At 67.3% G+C, this 19,293-nt stretch carries 18 protein-coding genes; 10 read left to right on the forward strand and 8 right to left on the reverse strand.

What is annotated here, in order from left to right; genetic code table 11:
• Window positions 1–211: 211 nt before the first annotated feature.
• From BLA15945_RS30860 to BLA15945_RS30895, 8 genes are all read right to left on the reverse strand, one after another.
• A complete protein-coding gene (locus BLA15945_RS30860) occupies window positions 212–1,618 on the reverse strand; it encodes an amino acid permease (protein ID WP_174994160.1) in 1,407 nt (468 codons plus the stop codon).
• Window positions 1,619–1,863: 245 nt separating this feature from the next.
• Complete coding sequence (gene rqpR, locus BLA15945_RS30865) at window positions 1,864–2,520, reverse strand: response regulator transcription factor RqpR (RefSeq protein ID WP_059232953.1); 657 nt, start codon at window positions 2,518–2,520, stop codon at window positions 1,864–1,866.
• A gap of 7 nt (window positions 2,521–2,527) precedes the next feature.
• Window positions 2,528–3,343: a quorum system sensor histidine kinase RqpS gene (gene rqpS / locus BLA15945_RS30870; protein ID WP_059232954.1), complete on the reverse strand. Its 816-nt coding sequence runs from the start codon at window positions 3,341–3,343 to the stop codon at window positions 2,528–2,530.
• 416 nt (window positions 3,344–3,759) lie between these two features.
• The gene (locus BLA15945_RS30875) at window positions 3,760–4,530 is read right to left on the reverse strand and encodes a ferredoxin--NADP reductase (RefSeq protein ID WP_059232955.1); all 771 of its coding nucleotides are present in this window, start codon (window positions 4,528–4,530) and stop codon (window positions 3,760–3,762) included.
• Between the two features lie 227 nt (window positions 4,531–4,757).
• The gene (locus BLA15945_RS30880; protein ID WP_059232956.1) at window positions 4,758–5,405 is read right to left on the reverse strand and encodes a LysE family translocator; all 648 of its coding nucleotides are present in this window, start codon (window positions 5,403–5,405) and stop codon (window positions 4,758–4,760) included.
• A gap of 105 nt (window positions 5,406–5,510) precedes the next feature.
• Window positions 5,511–6,326, reverse strand: a complete 816-nt coding sequence (locus BLA15945_RS30885; RefSeq protein ID WP_174994161.1) for an endonuclease/exonuclease/phosphatase family protein — start codon at window positions 6,324–6,326, stop codon at window positions 5,511–5,513.
• A gap of 5 nt (window positions 6,327–6,331) precedes the next feature.
• The gene (locus BLA15945_RS30890) at window positions 6,332–6,820 is read right to left on the reverse strand and encodes a hypothetical protein (RefSeq protein ID WP_174994162.1); all 489 of its coding nucleotides are present in this window, start codon (window positions 6,818–6,820) and stop codon (window positions 6,332–6,334) included.
• A gap of 146 nt (window positions 6,821–6,966) precedes the next feature.
• Window positions 6,967–7,686, reverse strand: a complete 720-nt coding sequence (locus BLA15945_RS30895; protein WP_059232958.1) for a nitroreductase — start codon at window positions 7,684–7,686, stop codon at window positions 6,967–6,969.
• Window positions 7,687–7,915: 229 nt separating this feature from the next.
• On the opposite strand from BLA15945_RS30895, the gene BLA15945_RS30900 reads away from it, so the two are divergent.
• The 10 genes from BLA15945_RS30900 to BLA15945_RS30945 all read left to right on the forward strand — a co-directional run bounded on the left by BLA15945_RS30900 (window position 7,916) and on the right by BLA15945_RS30945 (window position 19,264).
• Complete coding sequence (locus tag BLA15945_RS30900) at window positions 7,916–8,896, forward strand: AAA family ATPase (protein WP_174994163.1); 981 nt, start codon at window positions 7,916–7,918, stop codon at window positions 8,894–8,896.
• A 167-nt stretch (window positions 8,897–9,063) separates the two neighbouring features.
• Entirely contained in the window at window positions 9,064–10,173 is a 1,110-nt protein-coding gene (locus BLA15945_RS30905) for an NAD(P)/FAD-dependent oxidoreductase (protein WP_174994164.1), read from the forward strand.
• Between the two features lie 137 nt (window positions 10,174–10,310).
• Entirely contained in the window at window positions 10,311–10,622 is a 312-nt protein-coding gene (locus BLA15945_RS30910; RefSeq protein ID WP_021163765.1) for a high-potential iron-sulfur protein, read from the forward strand.
• A gap of 191 nt (window positions 10,623–10,813) precedes the next feature.
• Window positions 10,814–12,121, forward strand: a complete 1,308-nt coding sequence (locus BLA15945_RS30915) for an MFS transporter (protein WP_059232961.1) — start codon at window positions 10,814–10,816, stop codon at window positions 12,119–12,121.
• Between the two features lie 322 nt (window positions 12,122–12,443).
• Complete coding sequence (locus tag BLA15945_RS30920; RefSeq protein WP_059232962.1) at window positions 12,444–14,072, forward strand: ABC transporter substrate-binding protein; 1,629 nt, start codon at window positions 12,444–12,446, stop codon at window positions 14,070–14,072.
• A 110-nt stretch (window positions 14,073–14,182) separates the two neighbouring features.
• Window positions 14,183–15,193 (forward strand): ABC transporter permease subunit, encoded by a 1,011-nt coding sequence (locus BLA15945_RS30925; protein WP_059232963.1) that lies wholly within the window; start codon window positions 14,183–14,185, stop codon window positions 15,191–15,193.
• Between the two features lie 4 nt (window positions 15,194–15,197).
• Window positions 15,198–16,115, forward strand: coding sequence for an ABC transporter permease subunit (locus BLA15945_RS30930; RefSeq protein WP_059232964.1), 918 nt, complete (start codon window positions 15,198–15,200; stop codon window positions 16,113–16,115).
• Between the two features lie 2 nt (window positions 16,116–16,117).
• Window positions 16,118–17,113 carry an ABC transporter ATP-binding protein gene (locus BLA15945_RS30935; RefSeq protein ID WP_174994165.1) on the forward strand — a complete coding sequence of 332 codons (996 nt, stop codon included), beginning with the start codon at window positions 16,118–16,120 and terminating at the stop codon, window positions 17,111–17,113.
• Window positions 17,110–18,126 carry a peptide ABC transporter ATP-binding protein gene (locus BLA15945_RS30940; RefSeq protein ID WP_059232966.1) on the forward strand — a complete coding sequence of 339 codons (1,017 nt, stop codon included), beginning with the start codon at window positions 17,110–17,112 and terminating at the stop codon, window positions 18,124–18,126. Before BLA15945_RS30935 ends, BLA15945_RS30940 begins: the two co-directional genes overlap by 4 nt.
• A complete protein-coding gene (locus BLA15945_RS30945) occupies window positions 18,119–19,264 on the forward strand; it encodes a TraB/GumN family protein (RefSeq protein ID WP_174994166.1) in 1,146 nt (381 codons plus the stop codon). Before BLA15945_RS30940 ends, BLA15945_RS30945 begins: the two co-directional genes overlap by 8 nt.
• Window positions 19,265–19,293 lie beyond the last annotated feature (29 nt).

A 19,293-nucleotide genomic window follows, 5' to 3' on the forward strand; every position in this document is an offset into this window, starting at 1 on the left:
GATTATGAACCGCGCGGCGCTTGCGTGCAGGCAGTGCGGTGGCGCGTGCGGGCAAATCCGGAGGATCGGGCAAGACATCGCGACGATCGGATAGCGATCGCTCGCGGGAGCGGCGCAGCGGCCGGTTCGGGGGAGGGGGGCCGCACGGGGCCGGTGGCGGCCCCGTGCGGTGGGCGTCGCGACGCGCGGCCTGCGCGCGCCGCCACGGCGCTCAGTGCGCGTCGTGGTGACCGTGCGCGAGCTTCGAGTGGTGGCGCGAGTACAGGAAGTAGATCACGAGACCGATCACGAGCCAGATGCCGAATGCGGCCCACGTGACGGGCTGCAGGTTCAGCATCAGGAACAGGCACGCCGCGACCGCGAGGATCGGCACCACGGGCACGCCCGGGCAGCGGAACGCGCGCGGCAGATCGGGGTGCGTGCGGCGCAGCACGAGCACCGCGATCGACACCATCGAGAACGCCGCGAGCGTGCCGATGTTGATCAGCTCGGCGAGCACGTTGAGCGGCACGAGCGCGGCGATCAGCCCGAAGAACAGGCCGACGAGCCAGGTCGTCAGGAACGGCGTCGCGTAGCGCGGGTGCACGCGCGACAGCATCGACGGCAGCAGCCCGTCGCGCGACATCGCGAAGATCACGCGGGTCTGGCCGTAGCTCATCACGAGGATCACGGTCAGCATGCCGAGCACGGCGCCGAGATCGATGAAGCCGGCGACCCACTTCTCGCCGGCGACCTGCAGCGCGTACGAGATCGGGTGCGAGATGTTCGCGTACTGGGCTGCCGGCACGATGCCGGTCGCGACTGCGGCGACCGTCACGTACAGCACCGCGCACACCGCGAGCGACGCGATGATGCCGATCGGCAAATCGCGTTTCGGGTTCTTCACTTCCTCGGCCGCCGACGACACCGCGTCGAAGCCGATGAACGCGAAGAACATCACGGCCGCCGCGCCGAACACGCCGTTCCAGCCGTGCGGCATGAACGGCTTCCAGTTCGCGGGCGTCACGTGGAACAGGCCGACCGCGATCACGAGCAGCACGACCGACACCTTGATGAACACCATGATGTTGTTGATGCGGGTCGATTCGCGGATGCCGATCGACAGCAGCGTCGTGATCACGATCATCACGAGGAACGCGGGCAGGTTGAACCACGTGACGACGCCCGGCACCGCGCCGGGCGCGGCCGTCAGCACGGTCGGCAGCGACAGCCCGAAGCCCTGCAGCAGCGACTGCAGGTAGCCCGACCAGCCGACCGACACGGCCGACGACGCGAGGCCGTACTCGAGCATCAGGTCCCAGCCGATGATCCACGCGACGAGCTCGCCGAGCGTTGCGTACGAATACGTGTAGATCGAGCCGGCAACGGGGATCGTCGACGCGAATTCCGCGTACGACAGCGCCGCGAGGCCGCATGCGATCGCGGCGATCACGAACGACAGCATCAGGGCGGGGCCGGCTTGCACGGCGCCGGTGCCGGTCAGCACGAAGATGCCGGTGCCGATGATCGCGCCGATGCCGAGGAAGGTGAGGTCGATCGCGTCGAGCGCTTTCTTGAGCCCGGCGGCGTGCGCGCCGGCGATCATGCGATCGACGTTTTTCTTGCGGAAGAGAGACATTGCGGATGAATCGCCAGCGCGCGCAGGCGCGGGGGCGCTGACTGAGTGAAAACCCGTAATTTTAGCCGATTTGACGAACAAGACCCGCTGCGGCGCAGCGGCGCGCCGCGGAATCGTCCGACAAAACAAGCGCTTGCGCGCAAAAAACGGGCGGCGGTTGAAGGCGACGCGGCGTGTGCCGCGTCATGGAATCGGACGAATCCGATGGAGCAGGTGAATCCGGCGGAACAGGCGGATCGGGCGGATCAGGCGCCGGCGGTGGGCGCCATGTCGACGAGCCGGTTGCTCATCACGTAGAACGTGAGTTCCGCGTTGTTCGACAGCCGCATCTTCTCGAGCAGCCGCGACCGGTACACGCTCACCGTCTTCACGGACAGCGACAGCGTGTTCGCGATGTCGGTGAGCCGCTTGCCCGACGCGAGCATGCAGAGCGTCTGGTATTCGCGGTCGGACAGCTTCTCGTGCGGCAGCGGCTCGTTCTCGAACGACACGTATTCGGCGAGCGCCTCGGCCATCGCGGGGCTCACGTACTTGCGGCCGGCCGCGACCTGCTGGATCGCGCCGATCATCTGCGCGGCGTTGACCGTCTTCGACAGGTAGCCGGCCGCGCCGGCCTTCAGCGCGCGCACCGCGTACTGGTCCTCGCGGTACATCGAGAACATCAGCACCGGCGTGCGCGACAGCTTGCGCTTGAGGCGCTTGAGCACCTCGATGCCGTTCGTGTCGGGCAGCGAGATGTCGAGCAGGATCACGTCGAATTCCTGCTTGTCGACGGCGGCCATTGCGTCGCCGCCGGTTTCGGCCTCGGTCACGTCGCGTGCGACGCCGCGGTCGATCAGCAACTGGCGGATCCCTTGCCGGACGATCGCGTGATCGTCCACGAGCAGGATGTTCAGGCTCATGGCGACCTCACGAAAGCGACGCGCGGCGGGCCGCGACGGGCACCGCGAGCAGCGAATCCCACGCGAAGCGCGCGGTGACGCGCGTGCCGTGGCCGGCATCCGGCGTGGCCGTGTCGAAGCTGCCGCCGAACGCCTCGCAGCGGGCGCGCATGCCCGCGAGGCCATAGCCGCTGCGGCGGTTCCGGGAGAAACCGGTCCCATCGTCGGCGACAATCAGTGACAGATGCGTGCCGTCGGTGACGATCCGTACGTCGACCGACGTTGCGCGCGCGTGCTTCGCGACGTTCGACAGCGCTTCCTGCGCGACACGGAACACCGCGAGCGCGCTGGCGCCGGCGATCTGCGTCAGGCGCGCGTCGGCTGCGCACACGAAGCTCGTGCGCAGGCCCGTGCGGGCCGCATGGGTGTCGATCCACGACGACAGCGCGCCGATCACGCCTGCGTCGAGCGCCGGCGTGTCGCGTTCGTCGATGAGCCGGCGATTCGCGTCGGTGGCGGCGTCGAGCGCCTGCTGCGCCAGCTCCAGCGCGCGCAGGCAGCCGTCCGGCGCATCGGCCGGCAGCCACGTTTGAACGTTTGCGAGCGCGAAACGCGCAGCGGTCAATTCGGCGCCGAGTCCGTCGTGCAGCTCGCCGGCCAGGTGGCGGCGGGCCGCTTCGTCGGCGGCGAGCAGTTGGGCGGAAAGTGCCGCGATCCGCGCGGCGGAGGCGTCGCGTTTCGACGCTGCGCCGGCGATGGGCGGAGTAACGGCGCCGCTGTGCACGAGCTGCCGCGGCGGGAACGGGGCGTGGGCGCTCGAGGGCGCGTTAAGCGACGTATCCATGACTCTCCCTGCTGTCAGAAAGCGGTTCAGACACCGGCTGGCTGCGTGGATCGGCTGCCGTTTTGACGACGGTTGCCGCCAGAGAATCGCTCCATGCCGAGGTAACAAAAGTTACGTCTTGTAACGCTTGCATCCGACCCTTCCACTCTCATTCAAACGGCAACCACGCGCGGCGAATAATATCTCAAAATTTCCGAAAAGGTCATGTCGGGCGGACATTTAAGGGTAAATGTGAATAATCGGAATGAACCTGTTGTAGGAAAAACACTGACACCCGAACACCGGACGATGCCGTATCCAAATGTAACTATTTGAGATGGGATGGTCCCAGTTTGTTACGAATTCGCCAAGTAGGGATGAAAAAAAACCGGAGCTTTTGCTCCGGTTCTTGATGCGGCACAAATTTCGGGGGCGGATCAGTCCACGAAGGCGCGCTCGATCACGTAGTGGCCCGGTGCGCTGTTCTTGCCTTCGACGAGGCCGGCCTGCTTCAGCAGGTCGGTCGTGTCCTTCAGCATCGCGGTGCTGCCGCACAGCATCACGCGGTCGTTTTCCGGCGAGAACGGCGGGACGTCGAGATCCGTGAACAGCTTGCCCGTCGCGATCAGGTCGGTGATCCGGCCTTCGTTGTCGAACGCTTCGCGCGTGACCGTCGGGTAGTAGACGAGCTTTTCCTTGATGATGTCGCCCAGGTACTCGTGGCCCGGCAGGTCGTGCTTGATGAAGTCCATGTACGCGAGCTCGCCCTTCAGGCGGCACGTGTGCGTCAGGATCACCTTGTCGAAGCGGTCGTAGATCTCCGGATCGCGGATGATCGACATGAACGGCGCGAGGCCCGTGCCCGTCGACAGCATCCACAGCGTCTTGCCCGGCAGCAGGTTGTCGGCGACCAGCGTGCCCGTCGGCTTCTTGCCGATCAGCACGGTGTCGCCGACCTTCAGGTGCTGCAGGCGCGACGTCAGCGGGCCGTTCTGGACCTTGATGCTGAAGAATTCGAGATGCTCTTCGTAGTTCGGGCTGACGATCGAGTAGGCGCGCGCGAGCGGCTTGCCGTCGACCTCGAGGCCGACCATCGTGAATTCGCCGTTGTTGAAGCGCAGGCTCGCCTCACGGGTGCAGGTGAAGCTGAACAGCGTGTCGGTCCAGTGATGGACGGATTGGACGGTGGCGGTGTCGTATTTGCTCATGGCTTTGAAAACGGACGCGCGTAGCGAACGCGTGTATCGGGCCCAAAAACGGGCAAAAAAACCGAGTGCGACGGCCCGATCACGGATCGGCCGGCCGGCGCGTCGGACACGCGCCTTCTCGATGACAGACGTTTGAGGAACTCGTTATTTTACCCTGTTGACGCGGATCGCGGGCTTGACCCCCGCGGCTGCGCGGATTTGGCGCAACAAATTCTTTCGACGAGCTTTCAGCGATCGGCCGCGAGTTTCGCGCCGAGACCGACGAGCGCGACGCCGCACAGCGCGTCGAGCGGGCGTCGCACGCGACGGTAGCCGCGCTGCGCGCGCGGGCTCGCGAACAGATACGCGACACACGAATACCAGCCGGCCGACAGCACGCCGATCGTCACCAGCACCGCGCCGTTGAACCACAGCGGCACGTGCGCGGGCAGCATCGCCGCGAACACGCTGGTCCAGAACGCGCACGATTTCGGGTTCGTCAGGCACGTGAAGAGGCCGCTGCGATAGGCGCGCAGGTAGTCGCGCGCGTGCGGCGCGGCCAGCGGCGCGGTGGTGTCCGGCGCGTCGGCCGGCGCCGCGTCGCGGCGCACGCCCGAGCGCAGCAGCTTGAAGCCGAAATACACGAGATACACGGCGCCGCCGATCCGGATCGCCTCGTACAGCCATTCGACCTGGTGCAGCACGGCCGCGAGGCCGAGCATCGCGAGCGTCGCCCACGCGACCGACGCGGTACCGACACCGAGCGCCGATGCGGCGCCCAGGCTGCGCCGGCCGGCGAGCGACAGTTGCGAAATCATGAAGAAATTCGGGCCGGGCGTGATTGCCGCGACGAGGTAGACGACGGCGATTTGCAGCAGGATCGGCAGGTAGGTCATGGTGGCGCGGCCCGGCGGCGGGGCGCTGGCGGAATGGGCAAGCCGTTACTGTAGCGCGCGCCGCGCAACCGTGCTCCCGTGGCGCGCGACCGGATTCCGGGGGCGTTACTGCGGATCGAGGCGCAGCCGCGCGATGTAGGGCAGGTGGTCCGACAGCCAGGCGGCTTCGCCGGTCGGCGCGCGCCATTCGAGCGGTGTCAGGCCGCGCACGAACATCTTGTCGAGCGCGAGCGCCGGCGAGAACGCGGGGAACGTGCGGCCCGATTCGCCGAGCAGCGTCGCGACTTCGGACATCCCGATCTCGCCGAACAGCGCGACCGAATCGTTGCGCCAGTCGTTGAAGTCGCCGGCGAGCATCAGCGGGCCGTCGCCCGCGTTGCGCACGATCCAGTGCGCGATCCAGTGCATCTGGCGCAGCCGCGCGGCGCGCGTGAGCGCGAGGTGCGCGCACAGCAGCGTGACCGGGCGCGCGCCCGCGAGCGTTGCACGCGCGACGAGCAGCCCGCGCCGCTCGAAGCGGTGTGCGGAGATGTCCCAGCGGCCGCCGAGGTCGAGCGGATGCGGCGACAGGATCGCGTTGCCGTGCCGCCACGACGGCTTGAAGACGTTCGGCCCGAGCGCGATCTGCCAGTCGAGCGCATGCGCGATCTCGGTGGCCTGGCAATGCCACACGTCGTCGACCGCGTCGTCCATCTGCGCACCGAAGCCGGGTGCGAGCACGGGGCGCGGCATGCGGCGCGCCATCGCTTCCTGCAGGAAATACACGTCGGCGTGCGTCGACTGCATCCAGTTGCGCATCGCGTTCCACGCGGTGAAGCCGAGCGGCGAGCGGCCCTTGTGCAGGTTCCAGCTGACGGCGGTGATTTCGTCGGGCGCGGCGTGCGGTTCGGCGAACGGCAGGGACAGGGCGTCGGCGGACATGACGCTCAGTCCTTCGCGACGTGCGCACGCACGCGGTACACGAGATGCGGATGCTGCTCGACGAGCGTCCAGTCGGTCCAGGCGTCGCCCCCGACCGACAGGCCGGGGTGGCTCGCGACGATCTGCCGCGGCGACGCGGGCACGCACGGATCGCTGCGCGTCGCGTTTTCGTCGTCGAGCGTTTCCTGCACGTCGAGCGCGAGCGACACGGTGTTCGCGTTCGCATCGACGGTGAGCGGCGCGACCGTCACCGAGCGCGAGCGCTCGGTCGGCACGACGCGCGCGGCATTGCCGCAGCCGACCGGCACGGCGGACGGATAGCGATGGGTATCGGTGCGGGTCTGACCCACGGTGGTGTTTTGCTGGAACGTGTCGATCGTCTGACCGTCGCGCACCACCTGGATTTCCCACGCGACGACGGCCGGCGCGGGGCTCTGCGCATGAGCGGCGAGCGCGGCGCTCGCAAGCAGGACGGCCAGGCCGTGTTTCAGCATGAAACGTCTCCGGAAACGCGGGATAGCGGGGAACGGACGCACATCTTACGCCCGATCGATTTCGATCGCGATGTGACAGGACGCGGCACGACAGGTTCGCCGCACGATGCGTTCCTGTTCGAAAGGTAGGGCCGCGCCGTGCGTTTTCAAGCGAAAAAGCGCGCGAACTCGGCCACCGGCGCGCGCTCGGTGACGAGGCGGTTCTCGATCGCATCCGGGTCGGCATGGCCGAGCGACATGCCGCAGACGAATTGTTCGTGGGGCGGAATGCCGAGGTGGTCGGCGACGATCCGGTGAAACGGTACGAACGCGGCCTGCGGGCAGGTATCGAGCCCGCGGGCGCGCGCGGCCGTCATCACGCCTTGCAGGAACATCCCGCAATCGAGCCAGGCCCCGTGCGTCATGATGCGGTCGAGCGTGAAGAACAGCGCGACCGGCGCGTCGAAGAAACGGAAGTTGCGCGCGTGCTGCGCGTGCATGCGCGCCTTCTCGTCGCGGCCGATGTTCAACAGCCCGTACAGGTCCCAGCCGACCTTGCGGCGCCGGTCGATATACGGCGACACCCATTCGCGCGGGTAGTAGTCGTATTCGGCGACGTATTTCTCGTCGCGCGCAGGGTCGTCGTGGGCCGCGGTGAGCGCGGCGGCGAGCGCATCGCGCGTCGCGCCCGTCGCGACGTACACGCGCCACGGCTGGATGTTGGTGCCCGACGGTGCGCGGCTCGCGGCTTCGAGGATCGCCTCGAGCGTGTCGCGTGGCACGGGTGTCGGCAGGAATGCGCGGACTGCGCGGCGCGACGTGAGCGCCGCGTCGACGGCGCCGATCGCGTCGGCATCGACGCGCGGAGAAGCAGTGGGGACGGACATCTGCGTACCTTCGGGGCGGCGTGCCGTGCGCCGCGCGGGCGCCGTCGTCAGGGCCGGCGCGGCGGGTGGAGGAACCAACGATCATACGCTGCGGCGCGCAGCCGTGCAGCGCGCGCGGAGTGTTAGCAGCAGACTCGCACGGCTGCTTGCTTGCACGGGGATGCGGGACCGCTACACTGAAATCGTAAGGGTCTGATGGATGTGTGACGGCAAGTGCAGCGAGGTTGGTATGACGACGGCGATGGTGAAACAGGAACTGGCGGTGGCGTCCTTCAGCACGGTGTACGACCTCGAGCAGGTCGAGACCGCGCTGAGCGACCTGAACGAGAGCGCGAGCGACGCACTGCGCGCGACCTACGAGCGGATGCTCAAGACGGGGAATCTGCGCTTCTGCGTGAAGCCGAACCGGATGCCGTCGTTCGATGAACTCGGCGAAGCGTTGCCGAATTTCGGCGAGCCGCTCGACGACGTGCGCAAGCAGGTCGCGCTGTGCCTCGAGACGGACGACCGGCTCGAGCTGATGCCGATCCTGCTGCTCGGGCCGCCCGGGATCGGCAAGACGCATTTCGCGAAGGCGCTCGCGCAACTGCTCGGCACCGCGTATCACTACGTGCCGATGAGTTCGCTGACGGCCGGCTGGATCCTGTCGGGCGCGTCGTCGCAATGGAAGAACGCGAAGCCCGGCAAGGTGTTCGAGGCGCTCGTGAACGGCAGCTACGCGAACCCGGTGATCGCGGTCGACGAGATCGACAAGGCCGGCAGCGATGCGCAATACGATCCGCTCGGTGCGCTGTATGCGTTGCTCGAGCACGACACCGCGCGCGCGTTCGTCGACGAATTCGCGGAAGTGCCGATCGATGCGGGCAACGTGATCTGGATCGCGACCGCGAATGACGCGCAGGCGATTCCGGAGCCGCTGCTCAACCGGATGAACGTGTACGAGATCGCGCCGCCCGATGCGGCCGGCGCGCGCCGGATCGCGCAGACGATCTACGACGAGATCCGCACGTCGCATGCGTGGGGGCGGCGCTTCCCCGATACGCTCGGCGACGATGCGCTCGACGTGCTGGCCGCGACGCCGCCGCGCACGATGCGCCGTGCGCTGCTGCACGCGTTCGGCGCCGCGCGGCTCGACGGCCGCGATGCGATCGGCCCGCAGGACATTCGCGCCGACGAGGGGGCCGCGAAGCGGCGGCCGATCGGCTTCTGACGCGGCCCGCGCGCGCACGGCTGCGGCGTGCGCGCGTGGTTGAGCGTGGCGTGCGTGGCGCCGCCGGCCGCGTCGTCGCGACGCGATGCGCATGCGTTCGGCAAACGGGTGAACCGGGACGTACAATTCCTTTCTCTCCCTTCGACGCGCGAGCAGCGCGAACAGTCATGGAGCAGATGGATTGTGTCGTGATCGGCGCAGGCGTCGTCGGTCTGGCGATTGCGCGCGAACTGGCCGCGCGCGGGCGTGAAACGATCGTGCTCGAGGCGACCGAGGCGATCGGCACGGGCACGAGTTCGCGCAACAGCGAAGTCATCCACGCGGGGCTCTACTATCCGCGCGGGTCGCTGAAGGCGACCTCGTGCGTGCACGGGCGCGACCTGCTGTACGAATTCTGCGAGACCCATCACGTGCCGCACCGGCGCGCAGGCAAGCTGCTCGTCGCGACGAGCGCCGCGCAGGTGAAGCAGTTGAAGGCGATCGCCGCGCGCGCGGCCGAAAACGGCGTGCTCGACCTGATGCCGCTCACGCGCGCCGAAGCGCAGACGCTCGAGCCCCAGCTCGAATGCGTGGAGGCGCTGTTCTCGCCGTCCACGGGCATCGTCGACAGCCACCAGCTGATGCTCGCGCTGCTCGGCGACGCGGAACGCGACGGCGCCGTATGCGCGCTGAAATCCCCGGTCGAATCGATCGACGTGCTGCGCGGCGGGCGCTTCATCGTGCGTACGGGCGGCGACGCGCCGGCCGAGATCGACGCCGCGTGCGTGATCAACAGCGCGGGCCTCGGTGCGCAGGCGCTCGCGCGCCGCACGCGCGGCCTCGATCCGCGCTGGGTGCCGCCGCTCTATCTCGCGCGCGGCAATTACTTCAGCCTGTCGGGCCGTGCGCCGTTCTCGCACCTGATCTATCCGATGCCCGATCGCGCGGGGCTCGGCGTGCACCTGACGCTCGATCTCGGCGGGCAGGCGCGCTTCGGCCCGGACGTCGAGTGGTGCGACTCGCTGCGCTACGAAGTCGATCCGGCGCGCGCGGGCGCGTTCTACGCGTCGATCCGCGCGTTCTGGCCGGGCCTGCCCGACGATGCGCTGCAGCCGGCGTACGCGGGCATCCGGCCGAAGCTCGCGGGGCCCGGCGAGCCGCCGGCCGATTTCATCGTGCAGGGCGCCGCGCAGCATGGCGTGCGCGGGCTCGTGAACCTGTTCGGCATCGAGTCGCCGGGGCTCACCGCGTCGCTCGCGCTCGCGCAGCGCGTGGGCGAGATGACCGCATACCGCTGACGCGGCGCGCGTGACGGCCGTGTGAAATTCCTTATCTCTGGAATTTCGGCGCGCACATTTATTCGCTTGAGCGTTATTCTGTCGAACGGCTGTCGCCAGAACAGCTTTCAAACCGATAACGTTGGAGCGAGTCCCCCATGAAAACATCCCGTCGGAGTTTCCTGATTACGAGCATTGGTGCCGTGTCCGCGCTGGCGCTGTCGCGCGAAGCGCTGGCCGATGCGCCGATGCTGTCGGAAACGGATCCGACCGCCGTGGCGCTTGGCTACAAGGCCGATGCCACGAAGGTCGACAAGACGAAGTACCCGAAGTATGCAGCGGGCCAGGATTGTGCGGCCTGCATGCTGTACCAGGGCAAGAAGGGCTCGGCTTCGGGCCCGTGCGGCGCCTTCCCCGGCAAGCAGGTGTCGGCGAAGGGCTGGTGCAGCGCCTTCTCGAAGATGGGTTGAGTCCCGTGCGGCATCGTGCGATGCCGCATTGTGGCGAAAACCCCAAAACGCCCGCCGTCGAAAGATGGCGGGCGTTTTTTATTGCTTGAAAACGGTTCCGTCGCTTTCTACACTCGCTGCAAACCTGCGCGCCGCGGCCCACCCGCGCGCCGCGCCGCCCGACACGGTGAATTCACGAGGACGAGGCACGCATGGCGACGATTGCGAATTCAACGAAAACGGTCCGGCCCGAGCGTGCGCTGAACCGGCGCGCGGTGGCGGCCGCCGTGATCGGCAACGCGCTCGAGTGGTACGACTTCACGGTGTTCGGCTTCATGACGGTCGTGATCGCCGAGCTGTTTTTCCCGACCACCAGCGAATACTCGTCGCTGCTCCTGACCACCGCGACGTTCGGCGTCGCGTTCTTCATGCGCCCGATCGGCGGCATCGTGTTCGGGCTGTATGCGGACCGCGCGGGCCGCAAGGCCGCGCTGTCGCTCGTGATCCTGCTGATGACGGCCGGCATCTTCCTGCTCGCGATCGCGCCGCCCTATGCGGCGATCGGCATCGGAGGCCCGATCCTGATCGTGCTCGGCCGGCTGCTGCAGGGCTTCTCCGCGGGCGGCGAATTCGGCAGCGCGACGGCGCTGCTGATCGAAGCCGCGCCGTTCTCGAAACGCGGCTTCTACGGCAGCTGGCAGATGGCGAGCCAGGCGGCCGCGCTGCTGATCGGCGCGCTCGTCGGCGCGGCCATCACGCGCGGGCTGTCGCACGACGCGCTGCGCAGCTGGGGCTGGCGCGTGCCGTTCATCCTCGGGCTCGTGATCGGCCCGATCGGCTTCTACATCCGCCGCCATCTCGCCGATTCCGAGGCGTTCCTGCATGCGCAGCAAAGCGCGCGCCGTGCGACGCTCGGCGAAGTGTTCACGCGCCACCCGCGCGAGGTGCTGTGCGGGCTTGGCTCGGTGATCGCGCTGACGGTGACGATCTACGTGCTGATCAGCTATCTGCCGACCTTCGCGGTGAAACAGCTGAAGCTGCCGTACGCGGAATCGTTCTACGCGGTGATCGTCGGCAACCTGCTGCTGATGGTGCTGTCGCCGGTCGCGGGCGCATGGTCGGACCGCATCGGCCGCAAGGGGCTGTCGCTGTGGTCGCTGGTGCTGACGCTCGCGCTGATGTATCCGCTGTTCGCGTGGCTCGACGCGGCGCCGAGCATCGGACGGCTGATCGCGGTGCAGGCCGTGCTGTCGGTGACGCTCGCGGGCTACTACGGGCCGTTCGGCGCGATGATCGCCGAGCTGTTCCCGGCCAACGTGCGCTCGACCGGGCTGTCGATCGCGTACAACGTCGCGGTGATGCTGTTCGGCGGCTTCGGGCAGTTCATCGTCACGTGGCTGATCAAGGTCACGGGCACGCCGCTCGCGCCGACCTACTACGTGATGGCGGGGATCGCGCTGTCGATCGTCGCGGTCGCGTTCGTGCCCGCGCGCAGTGCCGACCTCGATGCGCCGGCGTGACGACATGACGATTTGAAGACGATCGTCGGATCGTTTCGCAAAACGCAATGATGTGCTGCAGAACACGGGAAAACGGTGCGTCGAACCGTTGCGTTCGCGCCCGAATTGTTTAGTCGTCGAACGAAACTTGCGCGAGATGAACGAAATTGTCGCTCGCGCGCGTTGTCGCATTTTTTACCCACACTAAACATCGGCAAAAACCCGCGCGGGACATCTAGAAGAGTTTTTTCTCCAGCTTGTTGCCACATCGTTAGCTCAAGTAATATCCGCGTACGCCGGCCCCTGGCGGGGATCGGTTCCGATCTGGAGACCTGGAGGAAACATGGAATACAACCGTCTGTTGCACACCCTGCGTGTTACCGCCATTGCAGGCGTGGCAGCGGCATCGCTCGGCGTCGCGGGCTCTGCATTCGCACAGATCCCGAACAAAACGCTCGTCTACTGCTCAGAAGGCAGCCCGGCGGGTTTTGATTCCGCGCAATTTACGACTGGCGTCGATTTCACCGCCGCCACATTCACCGTCTACAACCGTCTCGTCGAATTCGAGCGCGGCGGCACGAAGGTCGAGCCGGGCCTCGCCGAGAAGTGGGACGTGTCGCCCGACGGCAAGGTGTACACGTTCCACCTGCGCCACGGCGTGAAGTTCCACACGACCGACTTCTTCAAGCCGACGCGTGAATTCAACGCGGACGACGTGCTGTTCACGTTCCAGCGCATGCTCGACCCGAACCAGGCGTTCCGCAAGGCATACCCGGTGTCGTTCCCGTACTTCACCGACATGGGCCTCGACAAGCTGATCACGAAGGTCGAGAAGGTCGATCCGTACACCGTGAAGTTCACGCTGGCCGAGCCGAACGCGCCGTTCATCCAGAACATGGCGATGGAATTCGCGTCGATCCTGTCGGCCGAATACGGCGACCAGCTGATGAAGGCCGGCAAGGCCGCCGACATCAACCAGAAGCCGGTCGGCACGGGCCCGTTCATCTTCCGCAGCTACACGAAGGACGCGACGATCCGTTTCGACGGCAATCCTGATTACTGGAAGAAGGGCGAAGTGAAGCTGTCGAAGCTGATCTTCTCGATCACGCCGGATCCGGGCGTGCGCGTGCAGAAGATCAAGCGCAACGAATGCCAGGTGATGAGCTATCCGCGTCCGGCCGACATCGCGACGCTGAAGGCCGACTCGGGCGTCGACATGCCGTCGCAGGCCGGCTTCAACCTCGGCTACCTCGCGTACAACGTCGAGCACAAGCCGGTCGACAAGCTCGAAGTGCGTCAGGCGCTCGACATGGCGATCAACAAGAAGGCGATCCTCGAGTCCGTCTACCAGGGCGCCGGCCAGGCTGCGACCGCGCCGATGCCGCCGACCCAATGGTCGTACGACAAGAACCTGAAGATGGCCGCCTACGACACCGCGAAGGCGAAGGCGCTGCTCGCGAAGGCCGGCTATGCGAACGGCTTCGAGATCACGCTGTGGGCGATGCCCGTGCAGCGCGCGTACAACCCGAACGCCCGCCTGATGGCCGAGATGATCCAGGCCGACTGGGCGAAGATCGGCGTGAAGGCGAAGATCGTCACGTACGAGTGGGGCGAGTACATCAAGCGCGCGCACTCGGGCGAGCAGGACACGATGCTGATCGGCTGGACCGGCGACAACGGCGATCCGGACAACTGGCTCGGCACGCTGCTCGGCTGCGAAGCGATCAAGGGCAACAACTTCTCGCACTGGTGCTACAAGCCGTTCGACGAGCTGGTCCAGAAGGGCCGCACGACGACGGGCCAGGACGCGCGGACGAAGCTCTACATGCAGGCCCAGCAGATCTTCGCGCAACAGCTGCCGTTCTCGCCGGTCGCGAACTCGACGGTCTACCAGCCGACGCGCAAGAACGTGGTCGACATGCGTATCGAACCGCTCGGCTATGCCCGCTTCGACGGTGTTAGCGTGAAGTAACACGCCTGTCGTAAGCTGTCGCGAAGACCGGCTAACTCATCCGGCGGCGGGAGGCCAAAAGCTTCCCGTCGCCGGTCGCACATTTCCCACAAGAAAATACGAGACGCATCATGTTCAGATTCGTGTTGCGCCGCGTGGGCATGGTGATCCCGACCTTCATCGGCATCACCATCCTGGCGTTTGCGCTGATTCACCTGATACCGGGCGACCCCATCGAAGTGATGATGGGCGAGCGCGGCGTCGATCCCGCGATGCATGCAGAGGCGATGAAACGCCTCGGGCTCGACCAGCCGCTGCCCATGCAGTACCTCCACTACATCGGCCGTGCGCTGCACGGCGATCTCGGCACGTCGATCATCACCAACACGAGCGTCGCGGGCGAATTCTTCGCGCGCTTCCCGGCGACCGTCGAGCTGTCGCTGTGCGCGCTCGTGTTCGCGCTCGCGGTCGGGCTGCCGGCCGGCGTGATCGCCGCGCTGCGGCGCGGCTCGGTCGTCGACCACGGCGTGATGGGCACCGCGCTCACCGGCTACTCGATGCCGATCTTCTGGTGGGGGCTGATCCTCATCATGGTGTTTTCGTCGTACCTCGGCTGGACGCCCGTGTCGGGGCGCATCGCCGTCGAATACGACTTCCCGCACCCGACGGGCTTCATGCTGATCGACGCGCTGCTCGCGCCGGACGAAGGCTCGTTCAAGTCGGCGGTCAGCCACCTGATCCTGCCCGCGATCGTGCTCGGCACGATCCCGCTCGCGGTGATCGCGCGGATGACGCGCTCGTCGATGCTCGAAGTGCTGCGCGAGGACTACATCCGCACCGCACGCGCGAAGGGGCTGTCGCCCGTGCGCGTGGTCGTCGTGCATGCGCTGCGCAACGCGCTGATCCCGGTCGTCACCGTGATCGGCCTGCAGATCGGCACGCTGCTCGCGGGCGCCGTGCTGACCGAGACGCTCTTTTCGTGGCCCGGTGTCGGCAAGTGGCTGATCGATGCGATCGGCCGCCGCGACTATCCGGTCGTCCAGGGCGGCATCCTGTTGATCGCGACGCTCGTGATCGTCGTGAACCTGGTCGTCGACCTGCTGTACGGCGTGCTGAATCCGCGCATCCGCCACACGAGGTAATCCCATGAGCAATCTGCAAAACACCCTGCCGACCGAATCCGCGCCGGCCGGCGGCCGTGCGCTCGCGCTGCGCGAGTTCTGGGCCAACTTCTCGCGCAACCGCGGCGCCGTCGGCGCCGGCATCGTCGTGCTCGCGCTGATCTTCGTCGCGCTGCTCGCGCCGCTGCTCGCGCCGCACAGCCCGGTCGAGCAATACCGCGACTTCGTGAAGATCCCGCCCGCCTGGCTCGACGGCGGCAACTGGAAGTTCATCCTCGGCACCGACGAAGCGGGCCGCGACATTCTTTCGCGGCTGATGTTCGGCGCGCGGATGTCGTTCTGGATCGGCTTCGTGTCGGTCGTGCTCGCGCTGATCCCCGGCATCGTGCTCGGGCTCGTCGCCGCGTTCTTCCAGAAGTGGGCCGACACGCCCGTGATGCGCATCATGGACGTGCTGCTCGCGCTGCCGTCGCTGCTGCTCGCGGTCGCGGTCGTCGCGATCATCGGCCCGGGCCTCACCAACACGATGTTCGCGATCGCGATCGTCGCGCTGCCGGCCTATGTGCGCTTGACGCGCGCGTCGGCGCTCGGCGAGCTGCAGAAGGAATACGTGACGGCGTCGCGCGTGGCCGGTGCCGGCACGCTGCGCCTGATGTTCTCGCAGGTGCTGCCCAACTGCACGGCGCCGCTGATCGTGCAGGCAACGCTCGGCTTCTCGTCGGCGATCCTCGACGCGGCCGCGCTCGGCTTCCTCGGCCTCGGCGTGCAACCGCCGACCGCCGAGTGGGGCGCGATGCTGGCTTCCGCGCGCGACTACATCGACAACGCGTGGTGGATCGTGACGATGCCGGGCCTGTCGATCCTGATTTCGGTGCTCGCGATCAACCTGCTCGGCGACGGGCTGCGTGACGCGCTCGATCCCAAACTGAAACGGATGGCATGACCATGAGCAATCTTCTGACCATCCGCAATCTCGCGGTGAACTTCAACGGCCTGCCCGCTGTCGACCGGATCAACATGTCGATCGCGCCGGGCGAGGTGGTCGGTGTCGTCGGCGAATCGGGCTCGGGCAAGAGCGTGACGATGATGGCGCTGATGGGCCTGATCGATGCGCCGGGCAAGGTGACGGCCGACGAGGTCACGTTCAACGGCGTCGACCTGCTGAAGGCGTCGCCGAAGGCGCGCCGCAAGATCGTCGGCAAGGACATCGCGATGGTGTTCCAGGACGCGCTGACGAGCCTGAACCCGAGCTACACGGTCGGCTACCAGATCAAGGAGGTGTTGAAGCTGCACGAAGGCCTGCGCGGCGACGCGCTGAACCGGCGCGCGCTCGAACTGCTCGACCAGGTCGGCATTCCCGATGCGAAGAACCGCATCACGTCGTTCCCGCACCAGATGTCGGGCGGGATGAACCAGCGCGTGATGATCGCGATGGCCGTCGCATGCAACCCGAAGCTGCTGATCGCCGACGAGCCGACCACCGCGCTCGACGTGACGATCCAGGCGCAGATCATGGATCTGCTCGTGAAGCTGCAGAAGGAACGCGGGATGGCGCTCGTGCTGATCTCGCACGACCTGGCCGTGGTGTCGGAGGTCGCGCAGCGCGTCGCGGTGATGTACGCGGGCGAGATCATCGAGACCAACAGCGTGCCCGATATCTTCCGTGCGCCGCATCATCCGTACACCGAAGCGCTGCTCGCGGCGATTCCCGAGCACAATAAGGGGGCGCGTCGCCTTGCCGCATTGCCCGGCATGGTGCCGGGCCGCGATGATCGCCCGTCCGGGTGCCTGTTCGCGCCGCGCTGCAAGTACGTCGTCGACGATTGCAGCAAGGCGCGGCCGGCGCTCGACACGCTGGTGTCCGGCAACGATGCGATGCGCGCACGCTGCATCAAGCCGCTCAATGTTTCCAACCTCGACCTGACGGGAGGCGCACGATGAATGCAGTCAATCAAACGCCTCGCGCGTCGCACGACGATGAAGCCGTCCTGGTGGCCGACGGCCTCGCGAAGCACTATTCGGTGAAGCGCGGGATGTTCGGCCAGGGCACCGTGAAGGCGCTGAACGGCGTGTCGTTCTCGCTGAAGCGCGGCAAGACGCTCGCCGTCGTCGGCGAGTCGGGCTGCGGGAAATCGACGCTCGCGCGCCAGCTCACGATGATCGAGACGCCCACGTCGGGCAGCCTGACGATCGACGGCAAGAACGTGGCCGGCGCGAGCCGCGAGACGGTCGCCGACCTGCGCCGCCGCGTGCAGATGGTGTTCCAGAACCCGTTCGCGTCGCTGAACCCGCGCAAGACCGTCGAGCAGACGCTCGCCGAGCCGCTCGAGATCAACGCGAACCTGACGGCTGCCGAGCGCGCGCAGCGCATCGCGCAGATCATGCGCACGGTCGGCCTGCGGCCCGAGCACGCGAAGCGCTATCCGCACATGTTCTCGGGCGGCCAGCGCCAGCGGGTCGCGATCGCGCGCGCGATGATCCTCGATCCGCGCATCGTCGTCGCCGACGAGCCGGTGTCCGCGCTCGACGTGTCGATCCAGGCGCAGATCCTGAACCTGTTCATGGATCTGCAGGAGCAGTTCAAGACGAGCTACGTGTTCATCTCGCACAACCTGTCGGTGGTCGAGCACGTCGCGGACGACGTGATGGTGATGTACTTCGGCAGCGTCGCCGAGCTCGGCGACAAGGCGACCATCTACGCGCGGCCGCGCCATCCGTACACGCGCGCGCTGATGTCGGCGACGCCGGCGATCTTCGAGGAAGACCGCCGCGTGCAGATCAAGCTGCAGGGCGAACTGCCGTCGCCGCTCAATCCGCCGTCGGGCTGCGCGTTCCACCAGCGCTGCCCGTACGCGGTCGAGCGGTGCCGCGCGGAGGAGCCGCAGCTGCGCGAGGTCGATGGCCGGCAGGTGGCATGCCATCGCGCCGAGGAGGTAGGGGAGGCGAATGCCTGAAGCGTTGGCGGCGCGCGTGTCCGGCGCGCGTCGTGCGGGGGCCAGCGGGGCGCGCGTGATGCGCGCGTACCGCTACGCGCGGCGCTGGAGCGTGCGTACCGTCACGGGCGCGGCGCTGGCCGGCGCGTGCGTGGCAGCCAGCCTCGTGGTTCCCGTCGAATCCGCGCGCGCCGAAGGGCGCGCGCCGGCCACTTCACCGATCCATCCGTCGCAAGTCCCGCCGCCCGGCATGAGCCTGCCGGGCTTCCACGCGCCGTCCGTAACGGACGGCACCGTGTCGCGCGGCACCGTGCGCGTGCAGCCCGCGCGCATGCCGTTCTACGTCGCGACCAAAGGCAACGTCACGCTGTACGTGCTCGGCACGCTGCACACGGGCGATCCGTCCGATTACCCGAGCGCGCAGCCGTTCCGGCCGCGCATCCTCGCGGCGCTCGCCGCGTCGCCGACGCTCGCGCTCGAGCTGTCGCCGGACGACCTGCTCGAATCGCAGGACGATGTATCGAAGTACGGCGTGTGCCGCTACCCGTGCCTGCAGCGGCTGCTGCCCGAACCGCTGTGGCAGCGGCTCGCGGCGCGCCTGCGCGGCAACCCGGCCGCGCTCGCCGAGATCCGCAAGATGCGGCCGTGGCTCGCGGCGCTCGTCGTCGAGACTTACGATTCGTTGTCGGCCGGCCTGCAGACCGAGTACGGCACCGAAGCGCAACTGCAGAACGTGTTCCTGAAGAAGAAGGGCGGCCGCGTGATCGGGCTCGAGACGCTCGCCGAACAGATGCGCGCGTTCACCGGGCTGACGCTGGCCGAGCAGCGCGAGATGCTCGCGCAGGACATGGTGCAGACCCCCGCGCAGAATGCCGACGACATCAAGGCGCTGCACCGTCTGTGGCGAATTGGCGACGCCGATGCGATCTCGGCGTGGGCCGTTGCGAAGAGCGAGCGGCTCGCGCGTTCGAAGGCGTTGTCGGCGTCGATCGACAACAAGATCGTGTACGAGCGCAACCGGCGCTTCGTTGCACGAATGACCGCAATCGCCGCCCCGAACCGGCCGCTGTTCGTCGCGATCGGCGCGCTGCATCTGGGCGGCCCGCGCGGCGTGCTCGAATTGTTGCGCCAGCAAGGGTACCGGGTCGACGCGAACTGATCGCGCCCGGCGGCTCGCACTGATCTTCC

Source organism: Burkholderia arboris (assembly GCF_902499125.1).
GTDB classification, from domain to species: domain Bacteria; phylum Pseudomonadota; class Gammaproteobacteria; order Burkholderiales; family Burkholderiaceae; genus Burkholderia; species Burkholderia arboris.

Coding starts and splice junctions, on each gene's coding strand:
- rqpR (WP_059232953.1), bottom strand. CDS start 2,520: ATGAGCCTGAACATCCTGCTCGTGGACGATCACGCGATCGTCCGGCAA.
- BLA15945_RS30890 (WP_174994162.1), bottom strand. CDS start 6,820: ATGCTGAAACACGGCCTGGCCGTCCTGCTTGCGAGCGCCGCGCTCGCC.
- BLA15945_RS30895 (WP_059232958.1), bottom strand. CDS start 7,686: ATGTCCGTCCCCACTGCTTCTCCGCGCGTCGATGCCGACGCGATCGGC.
- BLA15945_RS30930 (WP_059232964.1), top strand. CDS start 15,198: ATGAGCAATCTGCAAAACACCCTGCCGACCGAATCCGCGCCGGCCGGC.
- BLA15945_RS30920 (WP_059232962.1), top strand. CDS start 12,444: ATGGAATACAACCGTCTGTTGCACACCCTGCGTGTTACCGCCATTGCA.
- BLA15945_RS30935 (WP_174994165.1), top strand. CDS start 16,118: ATGAGCAATCTTCTGACCATCCGCAATCTCGCGGTGAACTTCAACGGC.
- BLA15945_RS30875 (WP_059232955.1), bottom strand. CDS start 4,530: ATGAGCAAATACGACACCGCCACCGTCCAATCCGTCCATCACTGGACC.
- BLA15945_RS30900 (WP_174994163.1), top strand. CDS start 7,916: ATGACGACGGCGATGGTGAAACAGGAACTGGCGGTGGCGTCCTTCAGC.
- BLA15945_RS30905 (WP_174994164.1), top strand. CDS start 9,064: ATGGAGCAGATGGATTGTGTCGTGATCGGCGCAGGCGTCGTCGGTCTG.
- BLA15945_RS30860 (WP_174994160.1), bottom strand. CDS start 1,618: ATGTCTCTCTTCCGCAAGAAAAACGTCGATCGCATGATCGCCGGCGCG.
- BLA15945_RS30880 (WP_059232956.1), bottom strand. CDS start 5,405: ATGACCTACCTGCCGATCCTGCTGCAAATCGCCGTCGTCTACCTCGTC.
- BLA15945_RS30915 (WP_059232961.1), top strand. CDS start 10,814: ATGGCGACGATTGCGAATTCAACGAAAACGGTCCGGCCCGAGCGTGCG.
- BLA15945_RS30885 (WP_174994161.1), bottom strand. CDS start 6,326: ATGTCCGCCGACGCCCTGTCCCTGCCGTTCGCCGAACCGCACGCCGCG.
- BLA15945_RS30945 (WP_174994166.1), top strand. CDS start 18,119: ATGCCTGAAGCGTTGGCGGCGCGCGTGTCCGGCGCGCGTCGTGCGGGG.
- rqpS (WP_059232954.1), bottom strand. CDS start 3,343: ATGGATACGTCGCTTAACGCGCCCTCGAGCGCCCACGCCCCGTTCCCG.
- BLA15945_RS30940 (WP_059232966.1), top strand. CDS start 17,110: ATGAATGCAGTCAATCAAACGCCTCGCGCGTCGCACGACGATGAAGCC.
- BLA15945_RS30925 (WP_059232963.1), top strand. CDS start 14,183: ATGTTCAGATTCGTGTTGCGCCGCGTGGGCATGGTGATCCCGACCTTC.
- BLA15945_RS30910 (WP_021163765.1), top strand. CDS start 10,311: ATGAAAACATCCCGTCGGAGTTTCCTGATTACGAGCATTGGTGCCGTG.